Origin of the sequence: Panacagrimonas perspica (assembly GCF_004364935.1) — a bacterium.
GTDB lineage: Bacteria > Pseudomonadota > Gammaproteobacteria > Nevskiales > Nevskiaceae > Panacagrimonas > Panacagrimonas perspica.
The window spans coordinates 273,528-298,933 of the sequence record NZ_SOBT01000011.1 but is presented as its reverse complement, the minus strand read 5'-3'; the positions used below and the strand labels follow the sequence as shown (position 1 = coordinate 298,933).

Annotated in this window: 19 protein-coding genes; 6 read left to right on the top strand and 13 right to left on the bottom strand. The window is 65.9% G+C overall.

All coding sequences use genetic code 11. The features are described 5' to 3' along the window. Positions 1–22: 22 nt before the first annotated feature. Positions 23–1,009 (top strand): tRNA dihydrouridine synthase DusB, encoded by a 987-nt coding sequence (dusB, locus tag DFR24_RS20850; RefSeq protein WP_133883372.1) that lies wholly within the window; start codon positions 23–25, stop codon positions 1,007–1,009. Between the two features lie 305 nt (positions 1,010–1,314). Here dusB and DFR24_RS20845 read toward each other — a convergent pair whose 3' ends face one another. Beyond that, positions 1,315–1,968 (bottom strand): esterase/lipase family protein, encoded by a 654-nt coding sequence (locus DFR24_RS20845; RefSeq protein ID WP_246051738.1) that lies wholly within the window; start codon positions 1,966–1,968, stop codon positions 1,315–1,317. A gap of 630 nt (positions 1,969–2,598) precedes the next feature. Between DFR24_RS20845 and rpoH the strand changes: the two genes are divergently transcribed. After that, complete coding sequence (gene rpoH / locus DFR24_RS20840) at positions 2,599–3,474, top strand: RNA polymerase sigma factor RpoH (RefSeq protein ID WP_133883370.1); 876 nt, start codon at positions 2,599–2,601, stop codon at positions 3,472–3,474. 69 nt (positions 3,475–3,543) lie between these two features. On the opposite strand, the gene DFR24_RS20835 is transcribed toward rpoH, so the two are convergent. The 7 genes from DFR24_RS20835 to DFR24_RS20805 all read right to left on the bottom strand — a co-directional run bounded on the left by DFR24_RS20835 (position 3,544) and on the right by DFR24_RS20805 (position 13,509). Continuing rightward, entirely contained in the window at positions 3,544–4,185 is a 642-nt protein-coding gene (locus DFR24_RS20835; protein ID WP_133883369.1) for a response regulator transcription factor, read from the bottom strand. Continuing rightward, positions 4,172–5,851: a PAS domain S-box protein gene (locus DFR24_RS20830; protein WP_162851353.1), complete on the bottom strand. Its 1,680-nt coding sequence runs from the start codon at positions 5,849–5,851 to the stop codon at positions 4,172–4,174. Before DFR24_RS20830 ends, DFR24_RS20835 begins: the two co-directional genes overlap by 14 nt. A gap of 271 nt (positions 5,852–6,122) precedes the next feature. Continuing rightward, positions 6,123–6,818, bottom strand: coding sequence for a 6-phosphogluconolactonase (locus tag DFR24_RS20825; protein WP_133883367.1), 696 nt, complete (start codon positions 6,816–6,818; stop codon positions 6,123–6,125). Positions 6,819–6,841: 23 nt separating this feature from the next. Beyond that, complete coding sequence (locus DFR24_RS20820) at positions 6,842–9,103, bottom strand: CocE/NonD family hydrolase (protein ID WP_133883366.1); 2,262 nt, start codon at positions 9,101–9,103, stop codon at positions 6,842–6,844. Next, a complete protein-coding gene (locus DFR24_RS20815; protein ID WP_133883365.1) occupies positions 9,100–10,899 on the bottom strand; it encodes an ABC transporter ATP-binding protein/permease in 1,800 nt (599 codons plus the stop codon). The genes DFR24_RS20820 and DFR24_RS20815 overlap by 4 nt, the downstream gene beginning before the upstream one ends. Positions 10,900–10,903: 4 nt before the next feature. Next, entirely contained in the window at positions 10,904–12,235 is a 1,332-nt protein-coding gene (locus tag DFR24_RS20810) for a glycoside hydrolase family 15 protein (RefSeq protein WP_246051737.1), read from the bottom strand. After that, a complete protein-coding gene (locus DFR24_RS20805; RefSeq protein ID WP_246051736.1) occupies positions 12,232–13,509 on the bottom strand; it encodes a glucoamylase family protein in 1,278 nt (425 codons plus the stop codon). The genes DFR24_RS20810 and DFR24_RS20805 overlap by 4 nt, the downstream gene beginning before the upstream one ends. A 147-nt stretch (positions 13,510–13,656) precedes the next feature. Between DFR24_RS20805 and DFR24_RS20800 the strand changes: the two genes are divergently transcribed. Together DFR24_RS20800 and DFR24_RS20795 are read left to right on the top strand one after the other, a co-directional pair. Next, complete coding sequence (locus tag DFR24_RS20800; protein WP_133883364.1) at positions 13,657–15,816, top strand: glycoside hydrolase family 3 N-terminal domain-containing protein; 2,160 nt, start codon at positions 13,657–13,659, stop codon at positions 15,814–15,816. Between the two features lie 166 nt (positions 15,817–15,982). Next, the gene (locus DFR24_RS20795; RefSeq protein ID WP_133883363.1) at positions 15,983–17,062 is read left to right on the top strand and encodes a PA0069 family radical SAM protein; all 1,080 of its coding nucleotides are present in this window, start codon (positions 15,983–15,985) and stop codon (positions 17,060–17,062) included. A gap of 132 nt (positions 17,063–17,194) precedes the next feature. Here the strand turns inward: DFR24_RS20795 and DFR24_RS20790 are convergent, their stop codons facing one another. The 5 genes from DFR24_RS20790 to DFR24_RS20770 form a co-directional block, all read right to left on the bottom strand. Beyond that, on the bottom strand, positions 17,195–18,352 hold the full coding sequence (locus DFR24_RS20790) for a DUF3047 domain-containing protein (RefSeq protein WP_133883362.1): 1,158 nt from the start codon (positions 18,350–18,352) through the stop codon (positions 17,195–17,197). Between the two features lie 78 nt (positions 18,353–18,430). Then, complete coding sequence (locus DFR24_RS20785; protein WP_133883361.1) at positions 18,431–19,270, bottom strand: PaaX family transcriptional regulator C-terminal domain-containing protein; 840 nt, start codon at positions 19,268–19,270, stop codon at positions 18,431–18,433. Further along, complete coding sequence (locus DFR24_RS20780; protein ID WP_133883360.1) at positions 19,267–20,409, bottom strand: aromatic ring-hydroxylating oxygenase subunit alpha; 1,143 nt, start codon at positions 20,407–20,409, stop codon at positions 19,267–19,269. Before DFR24_RS20780 ends, DFR24_RS20785 begins: the two co-directional genes overlap by 4 nt. Further along, on the bottom strand, positions 20,406–21,515 hold the full coding sequence (locus tag DFR24_RS20775; protein WP_133883359.1) for an acyl-CoA dehydrogenase family protein: 1,110 nt from the start codon (positions 21,513–21,515) through the stop codon (positions 20,406–20,408). The genes DFR24_RS20780 and DFR24_RS20775 overlap by 4 nt, the downstream gene beginning before the upstream one ends. Before the next feature lie 13 nt (positions 21,516–21,528). Beyond that, a complete protein-coding gene (locus DFR24_RS20770) occupies positions 21,529–22,683 on the bottom strand; it encodes an acyl-CoA dehydrogenase family protein (protein WP_133883358.1) in 1,155 nt (384 codons plus the stop codon). A gap of 124 nt (positions 22,684–22,807) precedes the next feature. Here DFR24_RS20770 and DFR24_RS20765 point away from each other — a divergent pair, with 124 nt between their 5' ends. After that, a complete protein-coding gene (locus DFR24_RS20765; protein ID WP_133883357.1) occupies positions 22,808–23,596 on the top strand; it encodes a crotonase/enoyl-CoA hydratase family protein in 789 nt (262 codons plus the stop codon). A 25-nt stretch (positions 23,597–23,621) separates the two neighbouring features. Beyond that, complete coding sequence (locus DFR24_RS20760) at positions 23,622–25,268, top strand: isovaleryl-CoA dehydrogenase (RefSeq protein ID WP_133883356.1); 1,647 nt, start codon at positions 23,622–23,624, stop codon at positions 25,266–25,268. Positions 25,269–25,406 lie beyond the last annotated feature (138 nt).

Genomic DNA, 25,406 nt, shown 5'->3' with positions numbered 1-25,406 from the left:
GACACTCGGCGACAATGCTCGGATGGATATCGGTCCCCACAGAATCGACCCCCCGCTGGTGCTGGCGCCGATGGCCGGCGTGACCGATCGCGTCTTCCGCGGATTGTGCCGCCGGCTGGGCGCCGGGCTGGTCGTCTCGGAGATGACGACGGCCGACCCGACGCTGTGGTTCACCGAGAAGTCGCGGCTGCGCCGCGAGCACGATGCCGAATCCGCGCCGATCTCGGTGCAGATCGCCGGCACCGATCCGGCGACGATGGCGCGCGCCGCGGCCTTCAACGTCGAGCAGGGCGCCCAGATCATCGACATCAACATGGGCTGCCCGGCAAAGAAAGTGTGTCGGGTCGACGCGGGCTCTGCGCTGATGAAGGATGAGGCGCTCGTCGAACGTATCCTGTCGGCCGTCGTGGCGGCGTCTCCGGTTCCGGTGACGCTGAAGATCCGCACGGGATGGGCTCGCTCCCATCGAAACGCGGTGAAGATCGCGCGCATCGCCCAAGACTGTGGCATCGCGGCGCTGACCGTTCACGGCCGCACCCGCGAAGACCATTACGAAGGTGCGGCGGAGTACACGACGGTTGCGGAAGTCAAAGCGGCGGTGCGAATTCCGGTCATCGCCAACGGCGATGTCGACAGCGGCCCCAAGGCGCTCGAGATCCTGCGACAGACCGGCGCCGACGGGTTGATGATCGGGCGCGCGGCGCTGGGCCACCCGTGGATCTTTCGCGAGCTTGCCCACTTCCTGAAGACCGGTGAAGTGCTTCCACAACCGGATCGCGTGGAAGTCGCGTCGACGCTGCTCCAGCACATGCGGGAGTTGTACACGCTCTACGGCGAGTCACGCGGCGTACGCGTCGCTCGCAAACACATCCAGTGGTATTGCCAGAGCCATCCTGGCGTCGATGCGTTCTGGGCTTCGGTGAATCGTGTCGACGACGCTAGCGAACAACTCGACCGTGTGACCGCTTTCTTCGAACGCGAGCCCGAAGAACTCGCCGAAGCAGCCTGATTCGAGGCTTTTCAGCCAAATTTCAGGCAAAAAAAAGCGCGGCGGAAACCCCGCCGCGCGAGCAATCGGAATAAACCGATTACTTCTTCTTGGCCGCCTTCTTGGCCGTCTTCTTTGCAGCTTTCTTCGCAGGGGCCTTCTTGGCCGCCGGCTTCTTCTTGGCTACGGGCATGACTATCTCCTAGCAGTAAGTCAAAGCGGTCAGATCCGACAACGCCCACCGTCGACGGCCTCCAACCACGGCCTATGGTGTACCGGACGTTTTTAAAACACAAGATGTTGTGTCAATAGCTCTCGGCTTTTTTTTACCGTCTGTCGGAAAGTTTTTTTGAGTCAGCCTCCATCAGTCGTGCAATCGCTGCCAGGACTTCGAGGTTCACGACCAATCCGAAGTGGCTTCCGGCGACCTCGATGTTCTGCGTGTTCGCCGCGACCTCTTCCATGCACGCCTGCCACGCGACGATGCCGTCGGTGCGCGAGTAGATCGCTGCGCACGGCACAGGCGGCGCAATTTTTCTGCGGTTGAATCCTTCCCGATCCTGCTTCGGTGCACGTCCGCCATTCACCAATCGGAACAGCGGCATCATGTTGTTGGCATCCGGCCGACGATTGATCGGACTACCCAAGGTGATCACTCGTCGCACCTGCTCGGGTTTCGCACGCGCAAGCTCGCGCGCGAAAACACCGCCGAGGCTCCAGCCGATCAGCGTCACTTTGCGATCGCTGCGCTTGGCCATCGAGTCGAGCTTGCGGGCGAGCTCTTGCCTGATCGCGGGCCGCATGCCGAGATTGCGGCCCTGTCCCCAGTCCTCCGCCGCATAGCCGAGCTTCACCAGCGCGCGACGCAAAGGACGCATCAGGAATTCATCGGCGCCGAAACCCGGAATCAACAACACCGGATGCCCGTCCCCTTCGGGCAGGCCACGCAGACGCCGCGTCCCGATCAGGAAGCGCAGCACCTCGAACGGGACGCGCGCCTCGCGTGCGAGCAGGCTCAACGAAGGGGCACGGGTGTCGTCTTCAAGCGGTGGGGTGTCACTCATGCGTCACCTCGAAAGATAAGGAGCGGCGAAAGAATCCGGACGGTGGAAACTGCGTTCGCCGTCGATGATCACCGAGACGGCGGGCAAGCCGTCATAGGAGCAGCCTCATCCTGCATGCGCGGCCGCCGAACGCCCTGGATGCGGGTCGCTCGCTACCGGACGAAGCGGGGGCGTAAGGGCATTCTCCAATCGGGGGTCCAGGCCGGGCCTTCGCCCCGCGATCTCCTCCCCAGGTCCGCCTTCTCCCAAGCTGGCCGGTGCCGCCGCAAGAACAGACGTCGGCGGCCATCCGACCGGATACCGCGCCTGAGCGAGGCTGGGGGCCCTCCTAAGGCTCAGAAAATGAAGAAAGGGCGCCACCCTTGAACCGGCTGGGGACGCCTTCATTCATCTCTTGCGGGCCCTGGGAAAGGCCCGGCGCCGGGGAGTTCGGGGCCTGTTCGCGGCATCGAATTTGCTCTGTAGTTAGACGGAACTCTGGGGCGCATTAGCACTCAAATCCCCGAGTGCTAACATCCTTTTCGTCGCTTGATTTGGGAGATTTCAATGAGTTCGTCCACCACGGCCCTTGCGCTGCGCCCCGCGGCTCTGCCGGTTCCTATGGCGGGCAGCCTCGATTCGTACATCCATTCGGTCAGCCGCATTCCCGTCCTCGAGGCGCAGGAAGAGCGTGACCTTGCCCATCGCCTGCGTGACGAAGGCGATCTGGCGGCCGCCCAGAACCTGGTCGTCTCGAACCTGAGATTCGTCGTGCATATTGCACGCGGCTACATGGGCTACGGCCTTCAGCTCGCCGACCTGATCCAGGAAGGCAACGTCGGCCTGATGAAGGCCGTGAAGCGCTTCGACCCCACCGTCGGCGTGCGGCTGATCAGCTTTGCCGTGCATTGGATCAAGGCCGAGATCCACGAGTTCGTGCTCAAGAACTGGCGCATCGTGAAGATCGCCACGACCAAGGCCCAGCGCAAGCTGTTCTTCAACCTGCGCTCGGCCAAGCGCCGGCTCGGCTGGATGACGTCGGCCGAAGTCGAGGCCGTGGCGCGTGACCTGAAGGTCAAGCCGGAGGAGGTGCTCCAGATGGAGGGCCGACTCGGCGGAAGCGACGTGTCGTTCAGCGCGACGCAGTCCGACGACGACGAGAGCACCTACGTTCCCGAGGACTACCTCGCCGTCGAAGATCCGTCGATCAAGCGGATCGAGGACGCGGACTGGCACGAGCAGCGCGAGAACACGATGCGCGACGTCATCACCCAGCTCGATGCGCGTTCGCGCGACATCCTGATGCGCCGCTGGCTGGCCGAGGGCGAGAAGGCCGGCCTGCAGGAACTCGGCGACGAGTATGGGGTGTCGGCCGAACGTATCCGCCAGATCGAGGCGGCTGCGATGAAGAAGATCCGCAAGGCGATCGAAGCCGCCGTGTAAACCGGCGCGCCTTCGTCAACAAAAAAAGCCCGGCTTCGGCCGGGCTTTTTTGTGGTCAGCGCTCGATCCTCAGGGATGACCGCGGAACGCCAGCACCACCTGCATCAGTTCGGCGAAGCTGGCGACACCCATCTTGCGCATCAGCCGCGCACGATGCGCTTCGACCGTCTTGTAGCTGATTCCCAGCGCCCGGCCGATCACCTTGTTGCTCTGCCCTTCGATCACCAGGTCCAGGATCTCGCGCTCGCGCCCGCTGAGCCCGTCGATGCGCGTGGCCGTGTCGCCCTGCTGGCGGCGCATGCTGCGGTTCTTCGTATCCAGTTCCAGCGCATTGCGCACGCGCTCGAGAAACTGCTGGTTGTTGTACGGCTTCTGCAGGAAGTCGAAGGCACCGCCCTTCATCGTGTGAACGGCCAGCGGCACATCGCCGTGGCCGGACAGGAAGATGATCGGCATGCCGAAATGCTTTTCGTGCAGACGGTCCATCAGCTCCGGGCCCGACAAACCCGGCATGCGCACGTCGAGCACCAGGCAGCCCGGACGATCGGTGACGATCTTGGCCAGGAAAGACTCGGCCGAATCGAAGGTCTCCACCTTGAGGCGGATCGATTCGAGCAGCCATTGCAGCGAACTGCGCACCGAACTCTCGTCATCAACCACGAAAACGGTGGGTTCTTCTTCGCGCCTCGGCGCGACCCTATCCTGGATCATTCAATGTTCTCGGGGGTGATTTTTCGCGAATCGGCAGCGTGAAGGAGAAGGCGGCGCCGCCGTGCACGTTGCGCGACACCGTCAACCGTCCACCGTGCGATTCCACGATGGAGCGGCACACCGCCAAGCCCAGGCCCATGCCATTGCGCTTGGTGGTGAAAAAAGGATTGAAGATCTGCGTCAGCTTGGTCTTGCTGACACCGGGGCCACGATCCGAGGCTTCCACCTCCACCATGTCGCCCTGGCGGCTGGTGGAGATGTCGATGACGCGGGACTCCGGCGGCAGATCCGACATGGCCTCGAAGGCATTCTTGATCAGGTTGACCATCACCTGCTTGATCTCGAGCGGATCGACCCACACCGAGGGCACGTCCGGCGCCAGATCCAGGTTGATCGCGGTACGCGACTGGCGGCGCTCGAAATCGAGGAAGGACAGCATCTGCTCGATCAGCGAGTTGATCGGCACCAGGATGGATTCCGGCTCGTGCTTGCGGACGAACTGGCGCACGTGGCGCACGATGCTGCCGGCCTGTTCGGCGTGATAGATGGCCTGCGAGATCGCCGAGTCGAACAGCTCCCGATCGTAGTCGCCGCCGACCAGCCGTAGCTGGCAGCCGTGCAGATAGTTGAGCGTCGCCGCCAGCGGCTGCCCGAGCTCGTGCGCCAGCGCAGCCGCCATCTCGCCCATCGTGTTCAGACGCGACACACGGGCCAGTTCGGCCTGCTGCGTGCGGTCGCGCTCTTCGAAGCGCTTGCGCTCGGTGATCTCGGTGTACGCCACCATCGCGCCGTACCCCTTCACCGGGATCGGAGCGGCCGTGACCTGGAACCATCGCAGACGGCCGTTGCCGTAGCGCACACCCAGCTCCACGTCCGAGATCACGCGCTGCTCGCGGATGGCACGCGTGCTCGGCAAGGCGTCATGACGCATCGGCGTGCCGTCCGGATGCACCAGCGCGGCGTTCATCGAGCTCAGCTCGAGCTCGCTGGTGAAGCGCGCCACGGTGGACAGCGAGCTGATCCGCGAAAGCTTGCGGTTGATCTCGATGACCTTGCCCTGCTCGTCGGTGATCGAGATGCCGATCGGAAAGCTCTCGAACAGCGCGCGATATTTTTCCTGGCTCGCGCGCAGTTCTTCTTCGGTCTGCCGGCGAATCCCCATTTCCTCGCGCAACGCATCGTACGCGCGGCGCAGATCCGCGGTGCGCTCCTGCACGCGGCTTTCCAGACGCTCGTTGGCGCGCTGCAACGCCTCCTCGGCGCGCTTGCGCTCCGAGATGTCCTGGAAGATCCAGATGCCGTCGCGCGTCGGATGGTCGTGATCGAGCGGGCGACCCGAGACCTGACACCAGAACACGTCGCCGTCCCGCGAACGCATCATGCGTTCGTCGGAGTAGGTGTCGTGGGTCTCCAGATAGCCGTAGCCGGCTCTGCCGATACGGTCGTATTCCTCGCGCGAGGGATAGAGCATCACGATGTCACGCCCCGTCAGGGCGCCGGGCTCATAGCCGAACATCTCTTCGAAACGCTTGTTGCAGCGGACGATCACGCGCTCCCGCGTGTAGCAGACGCCGACGAAGGCGTTGTCGAAGATGACCTGGAGTTCCGCCAGCGCCCCGCGCAAGGCGCGCGCAGTCGACGGCCCCAGGTCGCGCGACGATGTCACGCGACTTCTCCTGCAGCCTTCCTGTTCCACGCAATGCGCTGAGCGCTCACACCCTCTCCTGAACCGGGGTCATGGTCGGCGGGTAGCGCCCCGCTCTCTAATGAACGTGGATTGTCGCCGATTCATGCGCTCTTTGGCGCACGGCGGGCCCGCATGCGCGGGCGATTCGCGATTTTCGCGCCACGGCATTCCGCGCAAGTGCGTGTTCGGCACTCTGCATGTCGACTCCGCTGCTGGTCAGGGGCGAGTCGACCGGCCTGGTGACGGGCGCTCACGCGTCGCAGAGCATCACGGTGACGGGCGTCCGGTTCTGCGCGAGCAGCGCGCGCACCGGCGATGCATTCTTCGCCTCGATCGCCCGCGCGTACGCGGCTCTCGGCCCCTCACCGGTCGGGAACAGATAGATCCGCCGGGAGTCGAGCAGCGCGCGCAGCGTCATCGTGATGCGATCGACGTCCTCGTCCGGATCGCGCGCAGGTGCCGCCGGCACCGCCCAGTTCGGATTCAGCATCGCGGCCAGCCCGGGCATCCCCGGGAACAGGCCGGCGACACGCCCGTCCTCGCCCACGTCCAGCACGACGGCGTCGTACGGCCGCGTCATGCGCGTCAGCCGTTCTGCAATCTCGGGCGAGGCCTGGATCGGCTTGGGGTCATTCGTCCACAAACCGACGAGCCGTGCGTCGAGCACCTCGTCCCGGATCAGATGCCGCCGGAGCACGCGCTCACAGCTCTGCTCGGAAGACGGCGGCACCCAGCATTCGTCGGTGAGCGCGATCTCGACACGCGACCAGTCCAGCGGCTGCGTGCGCAGCGCGGCGAAGAACGCGAACAGATCCGGCCGCGCGCATACCGCCAGCGACGCCGCCGCCTGCCGCGTGAGACCCGTACGCAGGTCCTTCGCCACCGCCTCGGCCAGCGCGAGCGCGACCTGCTCCTGCGTCTCGAAACGACGTTCTTCGATGGCCAATCAGCAACTCCCAGGGATTCGGTTCAAGGACGCACCGGAAGCTCGATGTAGCTGCCCGGATACCAGCGGATCTTCAGCGGCGCCTTGGCGCGCTTCAACGACTCCGCGCTCACATCGTCGCCGATGCCGTAGTTGATCTGGCGATCGGCGCGCTGATTGACGCTCATGACCAGCACCAGACGACTGCCGGCGTGCAGCCGGCGCGCCATCAATTGCTCGGTACGGAACTTGAGCTGCTGGCGAACCCCGGCCTGCAACAGGCGCCGCTGGCTGCGGTCGCGCGCGTAGCTCGCGCGGAATTCGTAAGGGTCGAACAGCAGCAGATACCCACCGTCGGCCAGCAGCTCGTACATCGCGACGTTCAGATCCACATCCATCCGGCTCGGCCGGAAATCGAGCTGGCCGGAGAGCAGGCCGCTGACTTCCATCGATTGCGGTAGCGGATCGCTGATGTACTTCACCCCGTCCCGCACCGGCAGCTGTCGCGACAGGATCGGCGGCGGCGCGTCGTCGCCCCGCGCGTCACGATTCCTGCGGTCGACCACCTGCTCGAACGATACATCGTTCATCGTCGGATCGCGGAACAGGCGGCGCGCATCCGACGCCTCGCTGGTCTCGAGATACAGGCGCACGGCGGCGCTGCCCATCGCCTCGACGCTGGACGCATGACGCCACTGGCCTGCTCCCATCGCCCAGTAATTCACACGATCCTTCAGCACCTCGGGCTTTGGCCGGCCATTGAGCACATGGTCGAGCCATTCGAACCGCAGCTCCTCCAGATCGATACGCGACGCCGGATCCACGGCGTATCCGCGCAGCACGCGCGCGGGGCGGTCCTCGATGGCGCGCTCGTCCCAGGGCCCGATCAACAAGGCATGCGAGGCATCCGGCGCGTGGCGCACGTGTTCCTGGAAGTAATGCAGCGCGCCGACCTCGCCCTGCGCGTAGTAACCGGTGATCGACAGCACCGGGATCTGCACCTTCGCGAACTGCTCGCGGAACGGGATCATCTTCTGCCAGTAGCGGTCGTAACTCGGATGGCCGATCCAGCGGCGGAACACGCGGTTGGGTTCCTTTGCGATGCGATCGAAATCGCGATACGGCCGACCGCTCTGGAACCACAGGAGGTCGAGCGCCTGCCAGCCTGCGTCGTCCCGGCGCACGGCGGCTGGATCCGCCAGCCCCTGCGTATGCTCGCTGGCCCAGCGATAAGCCTGGTTGCGAACGATGCGGCCTTCCATCGGAAAGTCGATGCCGGGCGCCGTCGCATCAGCCGTGGCAATCGCCTTGAGCGCGGCCGGCAGCTTGCGTGTCGCGGCCCAGGCCGCGAACCCGCTGTAACCCTCGCCGATCATCGCGACGCGTCCGTCGCTCCAGGGCTGCTTCGCGATCCACTCGATGACCAGGCGCGCGTCCTCGCCATCGTTCTCGAACGGCGTGATGCGGCCTTTCGTGCGCAGCTTCCCGCGCGTATAGGCGATGACGCCGACATAACCGTGCGCAGCGCTGGCAGCGGCATCGTCCTGTGCCGGGTCGATCGTGAATTCGAGCAGCGCCGGCAGCGGCTTGTCCGCCACCCTGGGGCGCACGACGCGCGCCACGATTTCCACGCCGCCGCGTCCCTTGATGCGCACGTCTTCTTCCGAGACGTAACGCCGGCTGCCCTCTTCCCTGGCCAGCGACGGCAGGGTTCCACCGGTGCGTCGATAGGCATCGAACCAGATGTAGGTCCACACCAGGTCCATCGCCTCGCGATCGCCGACGCTGCCTGCCGGGCGGATGCGGTCGAACGCGGCCTGCAGCGCATCGCGCGTGGCTTCCGGTGAAGAGCCCATCAGGCGCGTCACCGCATTGGACTCGCGGTCACCGAGCTTGGACACGTTCTCGCGAAACAGGCGCGCGAACGCGTCCGCGAACGCGATCTTCTCCGTCTGCTCCACCGCGCGGGCGCGCACGACCAGATCGTGGAACAGCACATACGGATGCTGCGGCCGCTTGCCGTCGGTCTCGCGGCGTTCGCGCAGCGAATTGCGACTCTCCGCCGCAGCGCCGGGATTTCCCGCCACCATCTGCAACGCGGCGAGATTGACCAGGTAACGCTCCGGGTCCTTCTCCTGGTAGACCGGCAGGATGCGTTCCGCCAGATCCCGCATCAGCCCCGGCACAGCTGGATCTTCCACCGACGCTGGCGGCACGAACTCGAATCCCTGCGACCGCACGACACTCGACGTCAGCAGCAACACCAGCACCGCGACGACGCGACCCCAGATCGTGCCCCGGCTCATGAGGCTCCTCCTTCCGCGGCCTCGTTGCCGCTGGCGACTGCGCCATCTGCCTTGACCAGGTTCACGACGCGCGAGAACAGCGGATCGCCGCCCTGCACTGCCCGGCCGATGTGCACGACACCGGTACGGATCAATTCCTTCTGGAAGATGTCCACGACGCGACGCAGACCCTCGTCGTCGAGCGAGCCCAGCGCGTCGTCGATGATCAGCCACGGCGGCGCCTGCAGCACGATGCGGGCGAACGCGAGGCTCAGCTGCTCGTCCTGGCTCAGCTCCTGGTCCCAGCGCTTGGTGACATCGAGCGAGGGCGCCAGTCGCCCCAGGCCCAGTCGCGACAGCGCCACCGCGAAAGCGCCTTCGCCGAAATCCGCGACCCGGGACGGATAGGCCAGGACTTCGCGCAGGCTGCCGCGCGGCAGATAAGGCGTGCCGCGCGGCATGTAGTAGACCGGCTCCTCGGCCGGTCGCTCCACGCGACCCTCGCCCCAGGGCGACAAGCCGGCGAGCGCCCGGAAGAGCTGCGTCTTGGCCGTGCCGGGCGCACCGACGATCTGCACGCGTTCGCCGGCCGTCACCACCAGCGACGTCTCGTCGAGTCGATCGCGCCCGGTCTGCGAATCGACCTGCAGGTTGTCGACCTTCAAGCGTCCGGCTTCGCCCTGCGCGTACTCGATGCGGCTGGCCGTCCCGGTCAGCGAGTGATCCATGACCAGGGCCTGGCGGAAGTTCGCGACGCGCAGCAAGGTCGCGCGCCAATCGGCCAGGATGCTGAAGTTGTCGACGAACCAGCGCAGCGAAGACTGCGCCTGCGTGAACGCAGCGGCCGCCATCATCAAGCCGCCGAATGAAACCTTGCCGGAGAAATACAGCGGCGCCGCGACGAGAATCGGGGCCACCGTCGTCATCCATCCGAATCCGGCCGTGACCCAGGTCAGGTTCGTCAGGCCCAGGACGAGACGGCGCGACGCGGCGAGCAATTCGTCGAGATGGCGCTCGACGCGACGCTTCTCGCCGGCCTCGCCGTTGGCGAGCGAAATGCCGTCGAGATGTTCGTTGACGCGCACCAGCGACAGGCGCAGTTCCGCTTCGCGCTCGTAGCGCTCGGCGTTGCGACCCACCAGGCTGCGGCCGACCCAGTAGCTCAGCAGCGAGCCCAGGCCTGCATACAGGACGGCCGCCCAGACCATGAAGCCGGGCACCGCGTAATCCTTCTCGCTGATGCGGATGCTGAAGTCCGCCGAGATCACCCACAGTACGCCGGCGAACGACATGAACAGGATCGAGGCCTGCAGCAGGCCCACGCTCAGGTCGGCCGACATGTCCGACAGGTGCCGAGCATCGTCGTGCATGCGCTGATCGGGATTGGTCCCCATCGCGCCGGCCTGCGCCAGCCAGAACGCCCGGCGCGGCAGCATCCACTGGCCCACCAGGTCGCGAACCATGCCTTCGCGCAGCTTCAGCTTGAGCATCTCCACCAGCCAGCGCTGCGCGACATTCAGCACCAGCAGCACGCCGGCGATGATGAAGAACACGCCGAGCTGGAACATGAAGTCGCGCATGTCGCGTCGCGACAGCGCGTCGAAGAAATCCTTGTTCCAGCTGTTGAGCCGGATCTGTCCGTAGGACGTGGCGCCGACGACCACGACGATGCCCAGGGCCACAAGCAGCAGTGCCTTGCCCGCCGGCGAGGCGTACAGCGCCCGAACGATGGTCACGAGCTGGCGCGTGAGCCCCGTGCGCGCGATCGCCGCCTCCACCGGAGTGGTCACTGCCGCCGCCTCGGAAGATTCAGCCATCCGCTCAGGATGCCTTGAGCGCGCGGGCCGCGTCGCGGCGGGCCACGATGCAGGAAATGCAGGCGGCGTAGCTCCAGGTCAGATGCTTCGCCGACGTCTGTGCCCCCGTGGTCTGGTCGAACTGCTCCGACAGCGCGCCGTCGGAGGGAATGTAGTCGCGCATCGTGGCGAGGTAGGCGTCTGCGCGCTGGAACCACGCACGCGCGCCATTGGCGCCGGCCGCGGCGGCGCGGAAACAGAATTCAGCCGCCGCGAACGTGGAGAAGAAGTACGCGCCGCCGGAGTGGTACACGTCGCCCTCGTAGCGCCCCATCGCCGGACCTTCGCCACGGCCGCGGTTGATGGCGTAGAGCCGGCCAAACAAGGTTTCGAGCCGCGCCAGCGACGATTGCAGCCGCGGATCGAGCACCGAATGCGGGCCGGCATCCGGCTCGGCGTGGATCCCGGCGAACACGACGGCGATGTCGAGGTCCTTGGCCGAGCGCACCCCCGACGGCAGGATGCGTGAACGGAAGTAACCGTCATCCTGCAACCAGTAGTCGTCGAGCCGATCCAGCGCGAGCTGACCCTGCTTGCGACAGGCGCCCGCGGCAGCACCGTCGCCAATCGCATCGAGCCACGCCGCGCCCTGCACGAGTGCCGAGGCCGACACACGCAGCGTGTAGTAGTGGTGTCCGAATTCTTCTTCCCAGATGTCGTGGGAAGGCTCGTGCCAGTGGCGGCGCGTGAACTCGAGGTCGGCCCGCAGCAGGCGCGCGATGTCCGCGCGCAGGGCCTCGTCCAGCGCGCTCATACGCAGCCAGCGCAGCAGGGCGAGCGCACGCAGCGGCGCGCCGTCGAACTGCGGGCGCGTCCATATCGAGATATCGAGCGTGCCGTCCGGATTCACGCGCGTATCGGCGACGACCGCATCGCCGTGAATCCCGGCCAGTTCGTCGTCGTCACGCAGGAATTTCCGGAAGCCCGGCGCCGCTCGTTCGCGCCGCGTGGTGCCCGGCACCAGGGTCCGGCCATCGAGCTGGTTCAGCTCCAGGCTGAACTGCACGAAATCGGCGAGATGCGTCTTGGCTTCCGCGCCCAGATCGCCCGAGACATGCAGCAGCCGCAGCGCGTCGACGACGATCGCCGAATCGCGATACCAGTGGAAGAAATAATCCGGGTCCGGATCCCAGTCGGCCAGCACTGGGGAGGCGACGATCGCACCCTTGAGCGCACGCATCGACTGGCCGAAACCCGGGCGCTCCTTGACCAGGTGCACCGGCGATACACCGCGCAGCATCAACACGGCCGACAGCCGATATTGCCGGTCGATCCAGGCGTCCAGAGTCTCGCTCAAGCGACAGGGCTCCCATCCAGATGCGGACTCGAGAATCCCAGTCGGCGCAGGCCCTCGCGCACTTCGGGCACCCGCATGAACAGGTTCCACAACAGTCCGCTGCGATGGTTCTCGATCATCACGACGATCGGCCCCTGATCGATCGCCAGGAACGTGTCGGCGAACCAGCCGCGCTTCTCGCTGAACGCATCGACGAAGCCGAACTCGCGCCAGACCTTGGTCCCGTGACGTGACAGGAATCCGCGCATGGCCTGCATCGCCTCGTGCGGCGCGTACGGCATGCTCGAGATCGCGGCGGTCGGCGATATCGTGCCGTTGTCGTTGGCCGGCGCGTGCGCGTCGTAACCGTCCGGATCATCGCTGGCGGTGATCCCCCAGCACTCCGCGCCGTAACCGGCGTGACCGTTGGGATTGTGCACGCAATGCTCGCGATTGATCTGCACGTGACGCACGCACAAATCCCAGTAATCGGCGTAGCGATCCTTCAGGCCGCGCGGATCCAGCCCGCAGAACGAATAGTGCGAGAAGAACAGCGGCCCGCCGTAAGGCTGGCCCAGCGGCAGTTCGATGCCGTGGTAGGCCTTGCCATTGAGAAAGTCGGGCCCGCTCGCATAGCCGTGGTGATACACCTCAGGCGCAATGGGGTGAGTCGGCGACGAGGCCGCGAGCAGGTAGGTGATCAGGCACTCGTTCCAGCCGTGGATCGGGTGATTCATACCCCAGCCGTGACGCGGGCTCCAGTGCCAGAACAGCACGTCCGTCCCGCGCGTGAACCAGTCCCACTCGACGGTCTCCCAGATGCCGCTGATGCGGCTGCGGATCGCCACCTCGCGCGGCTCGTCGCGATCGAAGTACTCGCGCGCACAGAGCAGACCCTGCAACAGCAGCGAGGTCTCGACGATATCGGCCGCGTCGTCCTTTCCCCAGAAGGGGATGCTCGCGCCCGTGCGCCCATCCATGAAGTGCGGATACGCACCGTGGTAGCGCTCGGCACGCAGCAGCACCTCGAGCATCTCACCCACGCGATTCACCGCGACATCGCGCGACACCCATCCGCGTTCCGCGGCGACGATCAGCGCCATCACGCCGAAACCAGCGCCACCGATGGCGACCTGATCTTCGGGCGAATGGCTGAAGGCCGGAATGCGATCGCGCGCCAGCCCACTGCTGGCCTGCGCACCTTCCCAGAAGAAACGGAACGTCTGGCGCTGCACCCGGTCCATCAGGGCCTCATCGGAGAGCCCGAGCAACATCGCGGGATCGTCCGTCGTCACGCGGGGCGCCCTCTGTTGGCTTGGCATCTGTCTCTTCACCGGGCGTGCAAATGTCCTGAAGCCCGGATTCTGACTTTGTTTGAAGGCTCTGGCGATCTGGAGTTGCCGACCTATCATGCGGACATACCTTGAGATGGATGGCGATTGATGAGTCGTACCGAAGAACTGCTGGCCAGGATGACGCTGGCGGAAAAGCTGGGCCAGCTCACGATGACGGCGTCGAGCTATGCGGTCACGGGGCCGGTGATCGCTGGTGATTCCACCGAATCCATCCGGGACGGGACGATCGGAAATCTGCTCAACATGGTCGGCGCCGACCACGTCAACGAGATGCAGCGCATCGCCGTGGAGCAGTCGCGCCTCGGCATTCCACTGCTGATCGGCCTCGACATCATCCACGGACATCGCACGCTGTTCCCGATTCCGCTCGCCGAGACCGCATGTTTCGATCCCGAAGCCTGGGAGCGCAGCGCACGCGAGGCCGCCCGCGAGGGCGCCGCCGACGGTCTGGCGATGACGTTCGCCCCGATGCTCGACGTCTCGCGCGACCTGCGCTGGGGCCGCACCGCGGAAGGCTCCGGCGAGGATCCGGGGCTGGCGGTGCTGATGGCTCGCGCCAAGGTGCGCGGCTTCCAGGGCGCCGATCTGTCCGACGCCGAAAGCCTCGCGGCATGCGCCAAGCATTTCTGCGCGTATTCGCCGGTCACGGCAGGCCGCGAATACGCCGCGGTGGACATCTCCGAGCGGACGTTGCGGGAGGTCCACCTGCCCGCCTTCGCCGCCTCGGTGAAAGCCGGCGTCGAGACGATCATGCCGGCGTTCACCGATCTCAACGGCGTGCCGATGACGGCCCACATCCCGCTGCTGCGCGATTACCTGCGTGGTGAACTGGGCTTCGAGGGCGTACTGGTCAGCGACTACAACGCGATCGGTGAACTGATCAAGCACGGTGTCGCCGCGGATCTCGTCGAGGCCGCGACGCTGTCGCTGAAGGCCGGCGTGGACATCGACATGATGGCCAACGCCTACCGCAACGGCCTGCCGATCGCACTGGAGCGCGGCCTGGTGACGATGGACGAGATCGACACCTGCGTGCGCCGCGTCCTGCAGCTCAAGGAGAAGCTCGGCCTGTTCGATGATCCGTATCGACGCGGTGCGAAGCCGGAGGCGGCATCGGCGATCACGGCGCGCCGGCAGTTCGCGCGCGATCTGGGCTCACGCTGCATCACGATGCTGAAGAACCAGGGTGACACGCTGCCGCTGAAACCCGGTGTGAAGCGCCTCTGCGTGCTGGGTCCGCTCGCCGACGCCGCCGCCGAAATGCGCGGACCGTGGTGGGCAGCTGGTGCGCCGGAGGGCCAGATCACCGTGATGGCGGGCCTGAAGGCCGGGCTGCCCGATGTCGAGCTTCGCCATGCGGCCGGCGTGGGCTTCGACGACGGCGACGTCTCGGGCATCGATCCCGCGGTTGCGCTGTGCAACGGTGCCAACGCGCTGGTGCTGTGCCTGGGCGAGCGCGCGACGATGAGTGGCGAGGCGGCGAGCCGTGCCTATCCGGAAATCCCGGAGCCGCAGATGGCACTGGCGAAAGCGGCGATCGCACGCGCCCGGGCGCTGCAGATTCCGGTCATCACGATCCTGTTTTCCGGGCGGCCGCTGGTGATTCCCTGGCTCGCGGAAAACGCGGACGCGATCCTCGCCGCGTGGTTTCTCGGCTGCGAGTCCGGCAACGCGATCGCCGACGTGCTCGGCGGCCGCGTCTCGCCGAGCGGTCGCACGCCGATCACGTGGCCGCGCGCCGTCGGCCAGGTCCCGATCTTCTTCGGCCAGCGCCCCAGCGGACGGCCGATGGATCCGAAGGACTACTTCACGAGCAAGTACCAGGATGTTCCGAACGATCCGCTGTATCCGTTCGGGCATGGCCTGACGTACGGACGCTTCGTGCTGTCGAACCTGCGCGTGACGCCGGAGAGCGTCGCCGAGCGGCAGGAGATCGAGGTCACGATCGGGGTCGGCAACGAGGGTGCGTATGCCGCCGAGGAGACGGTGTTCCTGTTCACGCGCGACAAGATTGCGAGCGTGACGCGGCCGCTGCTGGAGCTGCGGCGCTTCGCGAAGATCCGGCTCGAGCCGGGAGAGTCGGGTACGGTCGTCATCAAGTTGCCGGCGTCGGAGCTTGCCTTCCTCGGTCCGGATCTCGAATCCGTTTTCGAAGCGGGCGACATCGAGATCCTTGTCGGTCCGCGCGCGGATCGTGCGGATCTGCTGACCGCGAGCGTGCACCTGCTCGCCAACGTCGACGACTGACGACGTAGCCCGGGTGCAACCCGGGGGTTCCTTCGCATACGGACCGCAGCCCCGGGTTTCACCCGGGCCACGGGCCGCGAGATCGACGAGCGGCGTCGCTCGCGAAACCCGATAACTGTATATTCATACAGTATCCCAACGAGGCCCGCCCACCGGGTCGCCGTCCATGTTCGTTCCCAAACCGCTGAAGGGCCGCGGCGCTGTTTCGTTGCCCAAAGGTCGCTTCGAGAGCCGGTCGGTCGAGGCCATCGACGATGGCTGGGGCAGCCTCGAAGACTCGGTCGTCGAGACGCTGAAGACGCAGCTCTTCGCCGAGAAATCGAAGAGCATCATCAGCCGCAACGATTCGCCCGACATCGGCTTCGACCAGTCGATCAATCCGTATCGAGGCTGCGCGCACGGCTGCGTTTACTGCTTCGCCAGGCCGGCTCATTCGTACGTGAACCTGTCGCCGGGCCTCGACTTCGAGACCAAGCTCTTCTACAAGCCCAACGCCGGCGAATTGCTCGATCAGGAGCTGCGCCACAAGTCCTATTCGTGCCGGGTGATTCAAATCGGCGCCAACACCGATCCCTACCAGCCGATCGAGAAGGACCTGCGCATCACGCGCGACGTGCTCGAAGTCCTGCTGCGCTTCCGGCACCCGGTCAACGTCATCACCAAGGGCGCCGCGCTGATGATGCGGGATCTCGATCTGTACGAACGATTCTCGGAACTGGGCCTGGTCCGCGTCGCTGTGTCGGTGACCTCACTCGACGATGCGCTCAAGCGCACGCTCGAACCCCGCACGTCGTCTGCCAGCATGCGGCTGCGGTTGATCCGGCAGCTCACGGAGATCGGCGTGCCGGTAACGGTGATGGCGGCACCGATGATTCCATTCGTCAACGACGCCGAGCTGGAATCCATTCTCGAAGCGGCCGCGGAAGCGGGCGCACGGCACGCCGGCTACGTGATGCTGCGACTGCCGCATGAACTCAAGGGCATCTTCCGCGCCTGGCTCGACGCACACATGCCGGATCGCGCCGCGCACGTGATGAGCCTGGTGCAACAGATGCACGGCGGCCGCGACTACAACCCGGAATTCGGAACGCGACAGAAAGGCACCGGCAACTACGCGATGCTCATCGCGCAGCGATTCCGCGTCGCGTGCAAGCGCTTCGGGTTGAACCAGGATCCACGTGGTGTTCTGGATACGAGCCAGTTCCGGGTGCCGCCGACGTCGGGGGATCAGCTCTCGCTGATCTGATCTTCAAGAACGACGGGAAAAACGTAAGGACGTAGCCCGGACGCAGTCCGGGATGCCGGCACGTAAAGCGGGCAGGATCACGCATCGAGGGACGGAACCCCGGACTTCGTCCGGGCTACTGTTGATACGCCCTCAGCTCGCGATCTTCAAGCGACCCTGTCCATCCTCGAGCACGATGTCCCGGTACCGGCACTTGCCCTCGCCTCGCTGGAACACCGTGTTGGCGATCAGCCAGACGCCGACGATCTTCTTCGGCAACTCGCCACCGATCGCCTTGCGATAGTCGTCTGCGATGTTGCGGCGTTCGTCCAGCCAGCGACCGAGCTGCTCGGTGCCGCTGCGCACGACCCAGTGCGTCTCGCGCTCGTTCCACCATGCCAGCGGGCACTGGAAAATGGTGTCGACCGGCAGCGCCGCGCTCCACATCCACGTGAGGTCCAGGCCGTTGTCGAACTCCACGGCGAGCGACAGATAATCGTGCGTGGGCTCGATGTGCTCGGGCAGCTTCGACGGCAACTGCTCGACGAGCCACGACCACTGCACCTCGCTGTCCGCCGTCAATGGAACATCGACCGGGTACTGCAGGATGCCGACGTCTGCGCTCGTGTGGCAGCAGAGTTCGTCCTTCTTCGTGTCGCAGGGCTGGAAGATTTCGCCCTGCCCCAGACGCCAGAGGTAGTGCCAGCCCGCGGGCGGTGCGACCGGCGACTGCAGCCGCTTCAGCGCCGTCCCGAACCACTGCGGCTCGATCGTCGCCGCCGCTTGCACGCCTTGCGTCGCATCGCCGCGCCACTGCACGACCGCCACTTCGAACTCGCCCGGAAATTTCACGCGCGGGTACTTGGGCTCGAACGCGCCCTTGCGATCCGCGAACTCGCCCGAGGGTTTGCTGGTGAGCCAGAGCGTGCCGCCGGCGCCCGAGTCGAAGCTGCTCGCATTGCCGACGATCTTCGCGAGCTCACCGTCGCCCACGCGATGCCAGAGCCCGACCTTGGGCTGGAAGCCCACGTCCAGCGCGCTGGAGGCGTACACCATGCCGTTGGCCAGCAGACTGATCGTCTGGCCGCTCGGCAGCACGACACCGCTGTCGATCCACGGCGCGGTCGTCGCAGGCACCTTGACCCAGTCGCAGCGCAGCACGGCATCGCCCAGTTTCGCCAGCGCCTGTTCGATGCGGGCGCGAAAGTCCGTCGGCGGAACATCGGCCTCGCCTTTCAGGCGCCGCGCGAGGCGCGAGCCCATGAAGCGCAGGGTCGTGGGCAGGGCAGACGGGGCATTGCGAATCGGCATCACGACTCCAGTCGTCAAGGTGAATCGGGAAGTGCAAGCGCAACATCTCGATGCGCGTGCTGCAAGTCTGACGCTCGCTCAGGCGCTGAGTTCCACCTGTGCGGTGGGCGGCGTCGGGAACGGACCGGGAGAACCGGTCGACGCCTCGTACATGCGCTGCCACAGGCGACGGCCGAGCCGGTCGACCTTGTGCACCGTCGCGACGAAATCCTGCCGGGCCTGCACGTCGACGAGTGGGCTGGGCAGCAGCGGATCGTAGACGACGTGACGGATCGCATGACCGCCGATCGTGAAGACCTCGCGCGCACCGGCCTGCGGATCGAGTTTCGCCGATGTGCTCATCCAGTCCTCGAGCTGCAGGCGCAGCTTGCGGTAGTTCGTGTTGAGCGTCTTGCCGTCCCACAGCTTGCGGATCTGCGCTTCGCGCGCCGCATCGAAACCGTCGGCAGAGAAGACGCTAGCGCCGCGCTCCAATCCGATCTGATAGAGCCGACGACGCACCGTGTCGAGATCGCGCTCGATGTTGTCCGGACGCAGGTAGAGCCCGCGTTCGAGTTCGCGAAAGCCGAGCATGTCCAGCGCGCGTCGTCGCGCACGCAGTGCGGCGCGATCGCTGCGGCCGAGCGCGCCGCAGTGGACGCCGATGTAGCCGCCGTTCCATTCGCGCACCCGCTGTTCGGCTGTCCGCCAGGTCGCGACGTCGTCGGACAGCTCGTGCGCCCGCGCGCTGAGCTGGTAACTGCCGCGCTCGGCGGCCTCGAGCAGGCCTTCGGAGACCAGCCTTGCGAGCGCGACGCGCGCGTTGTTGTCGCTGATGCCGAACAGTGCGCAGGCAGTGACGGCATCGCGTGCGGACAGCGGCTCCGGCACGGCGGCGAGCAGCAGGTCCAGGATCAGCCCGCGCGGCTTGGGCTTCATGCCGCGACCTTCGCGAGCTCGTCGTCGAGCTGTTCGTTGAAGCGCGCCAGTGCGAATTCGTAGCGTCCGAACTGCAACGCGATGTTGGCCCCGCAGGCCAGACCGGACTGCATCGACGCCATCTGCGCGTAGTCCTCGCCCAGCGCCTCGCGATACAGATGCACGTTGCGCTCCCAGTGCGTGCGTGCACGCTCCGAGTCCGGCGCCTGCGGAATCAGCGCGAAGTCGATGATCCGCGTCGCGCCCACCGCCGTCGGCTCGATGCGGGTGACCTGCGCATGGTCCGGCTGCACCAGGATCATCGTGCTGGGAAAGACGTAGTAGAGAAGATTGCCGGCATCGCGCAGCTGCACATCGGATGCCAGGGGTTCGCTGCGCAACGCTTCCTTGACCAGGAACATGCGCCGGTGCAGCCCGTTCTCGTCGACGATCTGCACGTTGTCGGCGAACAGCGGCGCGATGCTGTCGCGGTGCGCAATCTTGAAGTGATAGGCCTCCGACGAGCCTTCGACCATCAGCTTCCAGTTGCATCCCACGTCGAGTTCGCGAGGCGCGTACGCGACGTGATCCGCAAAGCCGAATCCTTCGAGCTCATCCACGAACGCGCCCAGGCGAGCGCTCACGTCATCGTCGGCGTGCGCGGCATCCGGAATCACCCAGACGATGCCGGCACGCTGCGCAACCGCGAGCCGGCGCAAGCCCGAAGTTTCCGTCCGAAGCTCCGGGAATCCTTCGCGTCGCGGCACGTTCAGCAAGGCACCGTCCGCCGCATAGGTCCACGCGTGATACGGGCAGGCGAATTTCTCGCGACCGCAGCCCTCGCCGGTCGCTACGACCCGCGCGCCGCGGTGGCGGCAGACGTTGAGGAACGCGTGGAGCGCGCCTGCTCCATCGCGCGTCACCAGCAACGGAACACCGAGCACGTCGCCCGACCACCAGCTTCCGTTGCGCGCGAGCGTCGATGCCGGAGCAACCGCCTGCGGGTGGCGCCGCATCATGGCGAGTTCGCGCTGGTGGCGCGCACCGTCCAGGTATCGGGAAACAGGCGAGCACACGACGTGCTCGCCCATCTCCGGCAGCCCGCTGGACAGCACCGCGCGGGCTCGCGCGATCAGGTCCGCGGCGACCGCTGGCTTCATGCAGCGGCTACGGCCTGAAAGCGGTCGAGGTGGTAGTCGCGATCGCCGAATCGCGTGCCGAACGCCGTGAGCTGACGGAAGTAATGACCGACATCGAGTTCCTCGGTCATGCCGATTCCGCCGTGGAGCTGCACGGCCTGCTGCGCGACCATCTTGGAAGCCTTGGCCACGTAGGCCTTGGCTGCGGACACGGCGCGTCGTCGTTCGACGGCATCACCACTGTCGGCCTTGGCCGTGGCCAGCAGCACCAGCGAACGCGACTGCTCGAGCTCGATGAACATGTCGACGACACGATGCTGCAGCACCTGAAACGTGCCGATCGCCACGCCGAACTGCTTGCGCGTGCGCAGGTAGGCCGAAGTGCGCTCGAACAGCGCCTTCATGCCGCCCAGTGCGAGCGCGCAGTCGACGGCGATGGCCTTGTCCAGGCCCGCTTCGAGCGCCGTGATGTCGCCCAGCCGCGCGTCGCTGTCCACCTGCACGCCGTCGAGCTTCACGTCGGCCGCGACACCGCCGCCGAGCACCGGATAAGCCGTCAGGCTCAGGCCCGCGGTCTCGCGCGGCACCAGGAACAGGTCCACCGCGGATCCGTTGCGCGCGGACACGATCAGGTGCGAGGCGTTCGGCGCGTTGAATGCGCAGATCTTCTCGCCGCTGAGCACGAAGCCCTTCGCGTTCTTGTCGGCGATGGTCGTGCACTGCGCGGGATCGAATCGACCTGCGCGCTCGGAGTAGGCGACCGCGAGCTGTGCGTCGCCGCTGGCCAGGTTGCCGAGCAGCGCGTCCTGCCGGCCCGCGCTTTCGCTGGCCGCGATGATCGCGGCCGGGAAAATGGCGCCTGCGATGAAAGGCTCGATGACCAGGCCTGCGCCGAGCGCCTCGGCGACCAGCGCGATGTCGAGCGTGGAGCCGCCGATGCCACCGGCGGATTCGGGAACGGCGAGTGCCAGCCATCCGAATTCGGCGACCTGTTTCCAGATCGCCGGATCGCACTGGCCCGGCGCCTTCAGCGACTTCTTGTACTGGTCGAAGCTGTAGCCCTTCTGGGCGAACTTGACCGCGCTGTCCTGCAGGATTTCCTGCTCGGAAGTGAATGAGAGATCCATTTTTTCGAGTTCCTCAGAGTCCGATCAGCACTTTGGCCAGCACGTTCTTCTGGATTTCGTTGCTGCCGCCGTAGATGGTGCAGGCGCGCAGGAAGTTGTAACGCGTCGATGCCGCTCGATAGACCGGCTCGCCCTCGACATCCTGGCCCCACGGCATCGCCTGCAGGCCTCCGAATTCGAGCTGCGCCTCGGAGATGCCCTGCTGCAGTTCGGTGCCCTTGATCTTCAGACCGGAGGATTCGGGTCCAGGCGAGTGGCCCTTGGCCATGCGATCGAGCGTGCGCAGGTTGGTGTATTCGAGCGCGAGCAGATCGACCTCGAGTTCGGCGATGCGACGGCGGGCGTGCGGGCTGTCCTTGAGTGCAGGATCGCGCGCGACCGTCTCGCTCAGCCAGCGAAGCTGGCGCTTGCTGTCGCCGACGCCGGCAATGGCGGTGCGCTCGTGCGTCAGCAGGTATTTGGCGATCGTCCAGCCCTGCCCCTCGACCCCGACGAGATTCTCGACCGGCACCTCGACGTCGGTGAAGAACACTTCATTGAGATGGTGATGTCCGTCGATCGTGACGATCGGCCGTACCTCGATGCCCTTGGTGTTCATGTCCATCAGCAGGAAGGAGATGCCCTGCTGCTTGGAGCCATCACCGCTGGTGCGCACCAGGCAGAAGATCCAGTGCGCCCAATGCGCCTGCGTGGTCCAGATCTTCTGGCCGTTGACGATGTACTTGTCGCCCTGACGAACCGCCTGCGTCTTGAGACTGGCGAGGTCCGAACCCGAGCCCGGCTCCGAGTAGCCCTGGCACCAGACCTGTTCGGCGCTCGCGATCCTGGGCAGGAAACGCTTCTGCTGCTCGGGCGTACCGAACTTCATCAGCACCGGGCCGAGCATCATCAGGGCGAACGGAATCACCGACGGCGCACCGGCGCGGGCGCGCTCGGCGTCGAAGATATCGCGCTGCACCGGCGTGAATCCCGGTCCGCCGAATTCCGCCGGCCATGTGTAGGCCAGCCACCCCTTCGACGCGAGCTTCTTCTCCCAGGCGAACTGGGTCTCCTTGCCGATACGCATGCCGGTGGCGATGCCGCTCGGGTCGCGTGGGGCGTTCGCTTCCATCCAGGTGCGAACCTCCTGGCGGAATGTCTCTTCTTCGGGCGAGTAGTCGAAATTCACGGACAGCCTCCAGGGCTACGGGTCCTGCGGATCAGGGGAAATGTCGCGGTTCGGGACATTACTTGCGTCACCGGCATTTGTCACCACGTGTAATATCGATCGACGTCTTTCCAAGGAAACCGACATGGCCGACTCCCTCTCTCCCACCGTCGTCGTCGAACGTCGTGCACCGCTGCTGGTGGTCCGCATCAACCGTCCGGAAGTTCGCAACTGCGTCGACGGACCCACCGCCGAAGCGCTCGCCTCCGCGTTCCGCGCCTTCGATACGGACCCGGAACTGCGTGTCGCGATCCTCACCGGAACCGATGGACACTTCTGCGCCGGCGCCGATTTGAAAGCCGTCTTCAGCGGCGAGCCCGGACGCTCCATCCGTCTCGAACCCGAGGGCGACGGACCGATGGGCCCCACGCGCCTGCAGCTGTCCAAGCCGGTGATCGCGGCCGTGTCCGGCTACTGCGTGGCGGGCGGCATCGAGCTGGCCGCGTGGTGCGATCTGCGCGTGGCCGATGAGACCGCCATCTTCGGCGTGTTCTGCAGACGTTTCGGCGTACCGCTGGTCGATGGCGGCACGGTGCGGTTGCCGCGCCTGATCGGCATGTCGCGCGCACTCGACATGGTCCTCACCGGCCGCGCAGTCGACGCACGCGAGGCCTACGGCATGGGCCTGGCGAATCGCCTCGCACCGCGCGGGCAGGCGTTGGCGGTCGCAGAGAAACTCGCGCTCGAGATCGCGGCCTTCCCGCAGGTCTGCATGCGCGGGGACCGGCGCAGCGTCTACGAACAATGGGGCTACGACGAGCCCGAGGCCATCGCCAACGAATTCGTACACGGCATCGCGACGCTCAGGTCCGGCGAGAGCGCTGCCGGCGCCACGCGTTTCAAGGACGGCGTCGGCCGTCACGGCAAGTTCTGATCGGAAACGCGTACCGGAGAACACCATGTCCAACGTCGCCTCGTTCGTCACGCACGACGTCACCAATCAGGTCCCGCCGATTGGTCACTACAACAGCTACACCAGCGACCGTGCGCTGCGCGATGCCGTGCATCGCGAAGGCGGTGGCTGGGCAGAGACGCAGCTCGTCGCGTTCGGCACGGTGGCCGGCGGCGAACTGATGGACCTGGGCTATACCGCCAACGAGAATCCGCCGAAGTTGCGCAGCTTCGATCGCTACGGTCATCGTCTCGACGAGATCGAATTCCATCCCGCCTATCACCGCGTGATGCAGCTCGGCATGCAGCACGGCGTCCACGCCTTCGCGTGGCGGCATGCGGACACGCCGGGCGCGCACGTCGCGCGCGCCGCCATCAGCTTGTTGCATTCACAGGCCGAGGCCGGGACGGGCTGTCCGCTGACGATGACGCACTCGTCGATTCCGGCGCTGCGCCATGCACCCGAACTTGCGCGCGACTGGCTGCCTCGCATCACCTCGCTCGAGTACGACCCCCGCGTGCTGCCGTTCGATCAGAAGACGGCGCTGACGATCGGCATGGGCATGACCGAGAAGCAGGGCGGTTCCGACGTGCGCGCGAACACGACACGCGCCGCGCGCCAGTCCGACGGCAGCTACCGGATCGTCGGTCACAAGTGGTTCTTCTCCGCGCCGATGTGCGACGCCTGGCTGGTACTGGCGCACGTCGACGCCGGCCTCACGTGTTTCCTGATGCCGAAGCTGCGTCCCGACGGGTCGCGCAACGCCATCCACATCCAGCGCCTCAAGGACAAACTGGGCGACAAGTCGAATGCCTCGTCCGAAGTCGAGTTTCTCGACGCCTATGCGGTGCGCGTCGGCGACGAGGGTCGCGGCGTGCCGACGATTCTCGAGATGGTGTCGCTGACGCGCCTCGATTGCATGATCGGCAGCAGTGCACTGATGCGTCAGGCCACCGTTCAGGCGCTGCACCACGCGCAGCACCGCAACGCTTTCGGAAAGCGGCTGGTCGATCAACCGCTGATGCAGAACGTGCTCGCCGACCTTGCGCTCGAGAGCGAAGCGGCGACGGCGCTGACGATGCGCGTCGCACGTGCCGTCGATGCCAGCGGGCGAGACAAGGGCGAAGCCGCCTTCGCGCGCATCGCGACCGCCATCGGCAAATACTGGATCTGCAAGCGCGCGCCCGTGCTCGTCAACGAAGCCCAGGAATGTCTCGGCGGATTGGGCTACGTCGAAGAGAGCAATCTGCCGCGTCTGTACCGGCAGGCGCCGCTGAACTCCATCTGGGAAGGCAGCGGCAACATCCAGTGCCTCGACGTGCTGCGCGCGCTCTCGAAGGAGCCCGACACGCGCGAGGCGCTGTTCGCCGAACTGCTCGCCGTGCGCGGACGGGACACCGCGCTCGACAACGAGGTGCACTGGCTCAACGAGGCGCTGTCGGATCGCACGGCGCTCGAGATCCGAAGCCGGATGGTCGTGGAGCGCACCGCGCTCGCACTGCAGGCGGCGATCCTGCTGCGTGCGGACGACGAGGACGTGGCACGCAGCTTCTGCCGCTCACGCATCGGCGGAGAGCACGGGCTAGCGTTCGGCACGCTGTCGGCGGACGTCCCGATGCAGGCGCTGATCGAGCGTGCGTCCATATGCACGTAGGAGGGGCATTCGCTTCGTAGGGGTTTTCACCGCAAAGGCGCAAAGGAAAAAGAAAGAACGCAGAGAAAAGATAGAAACAAATCTTTGCGACCTTTCTTTTTCCTTTGCGCCTTTGCGGTAAATGTCTGCCTGTCTCAC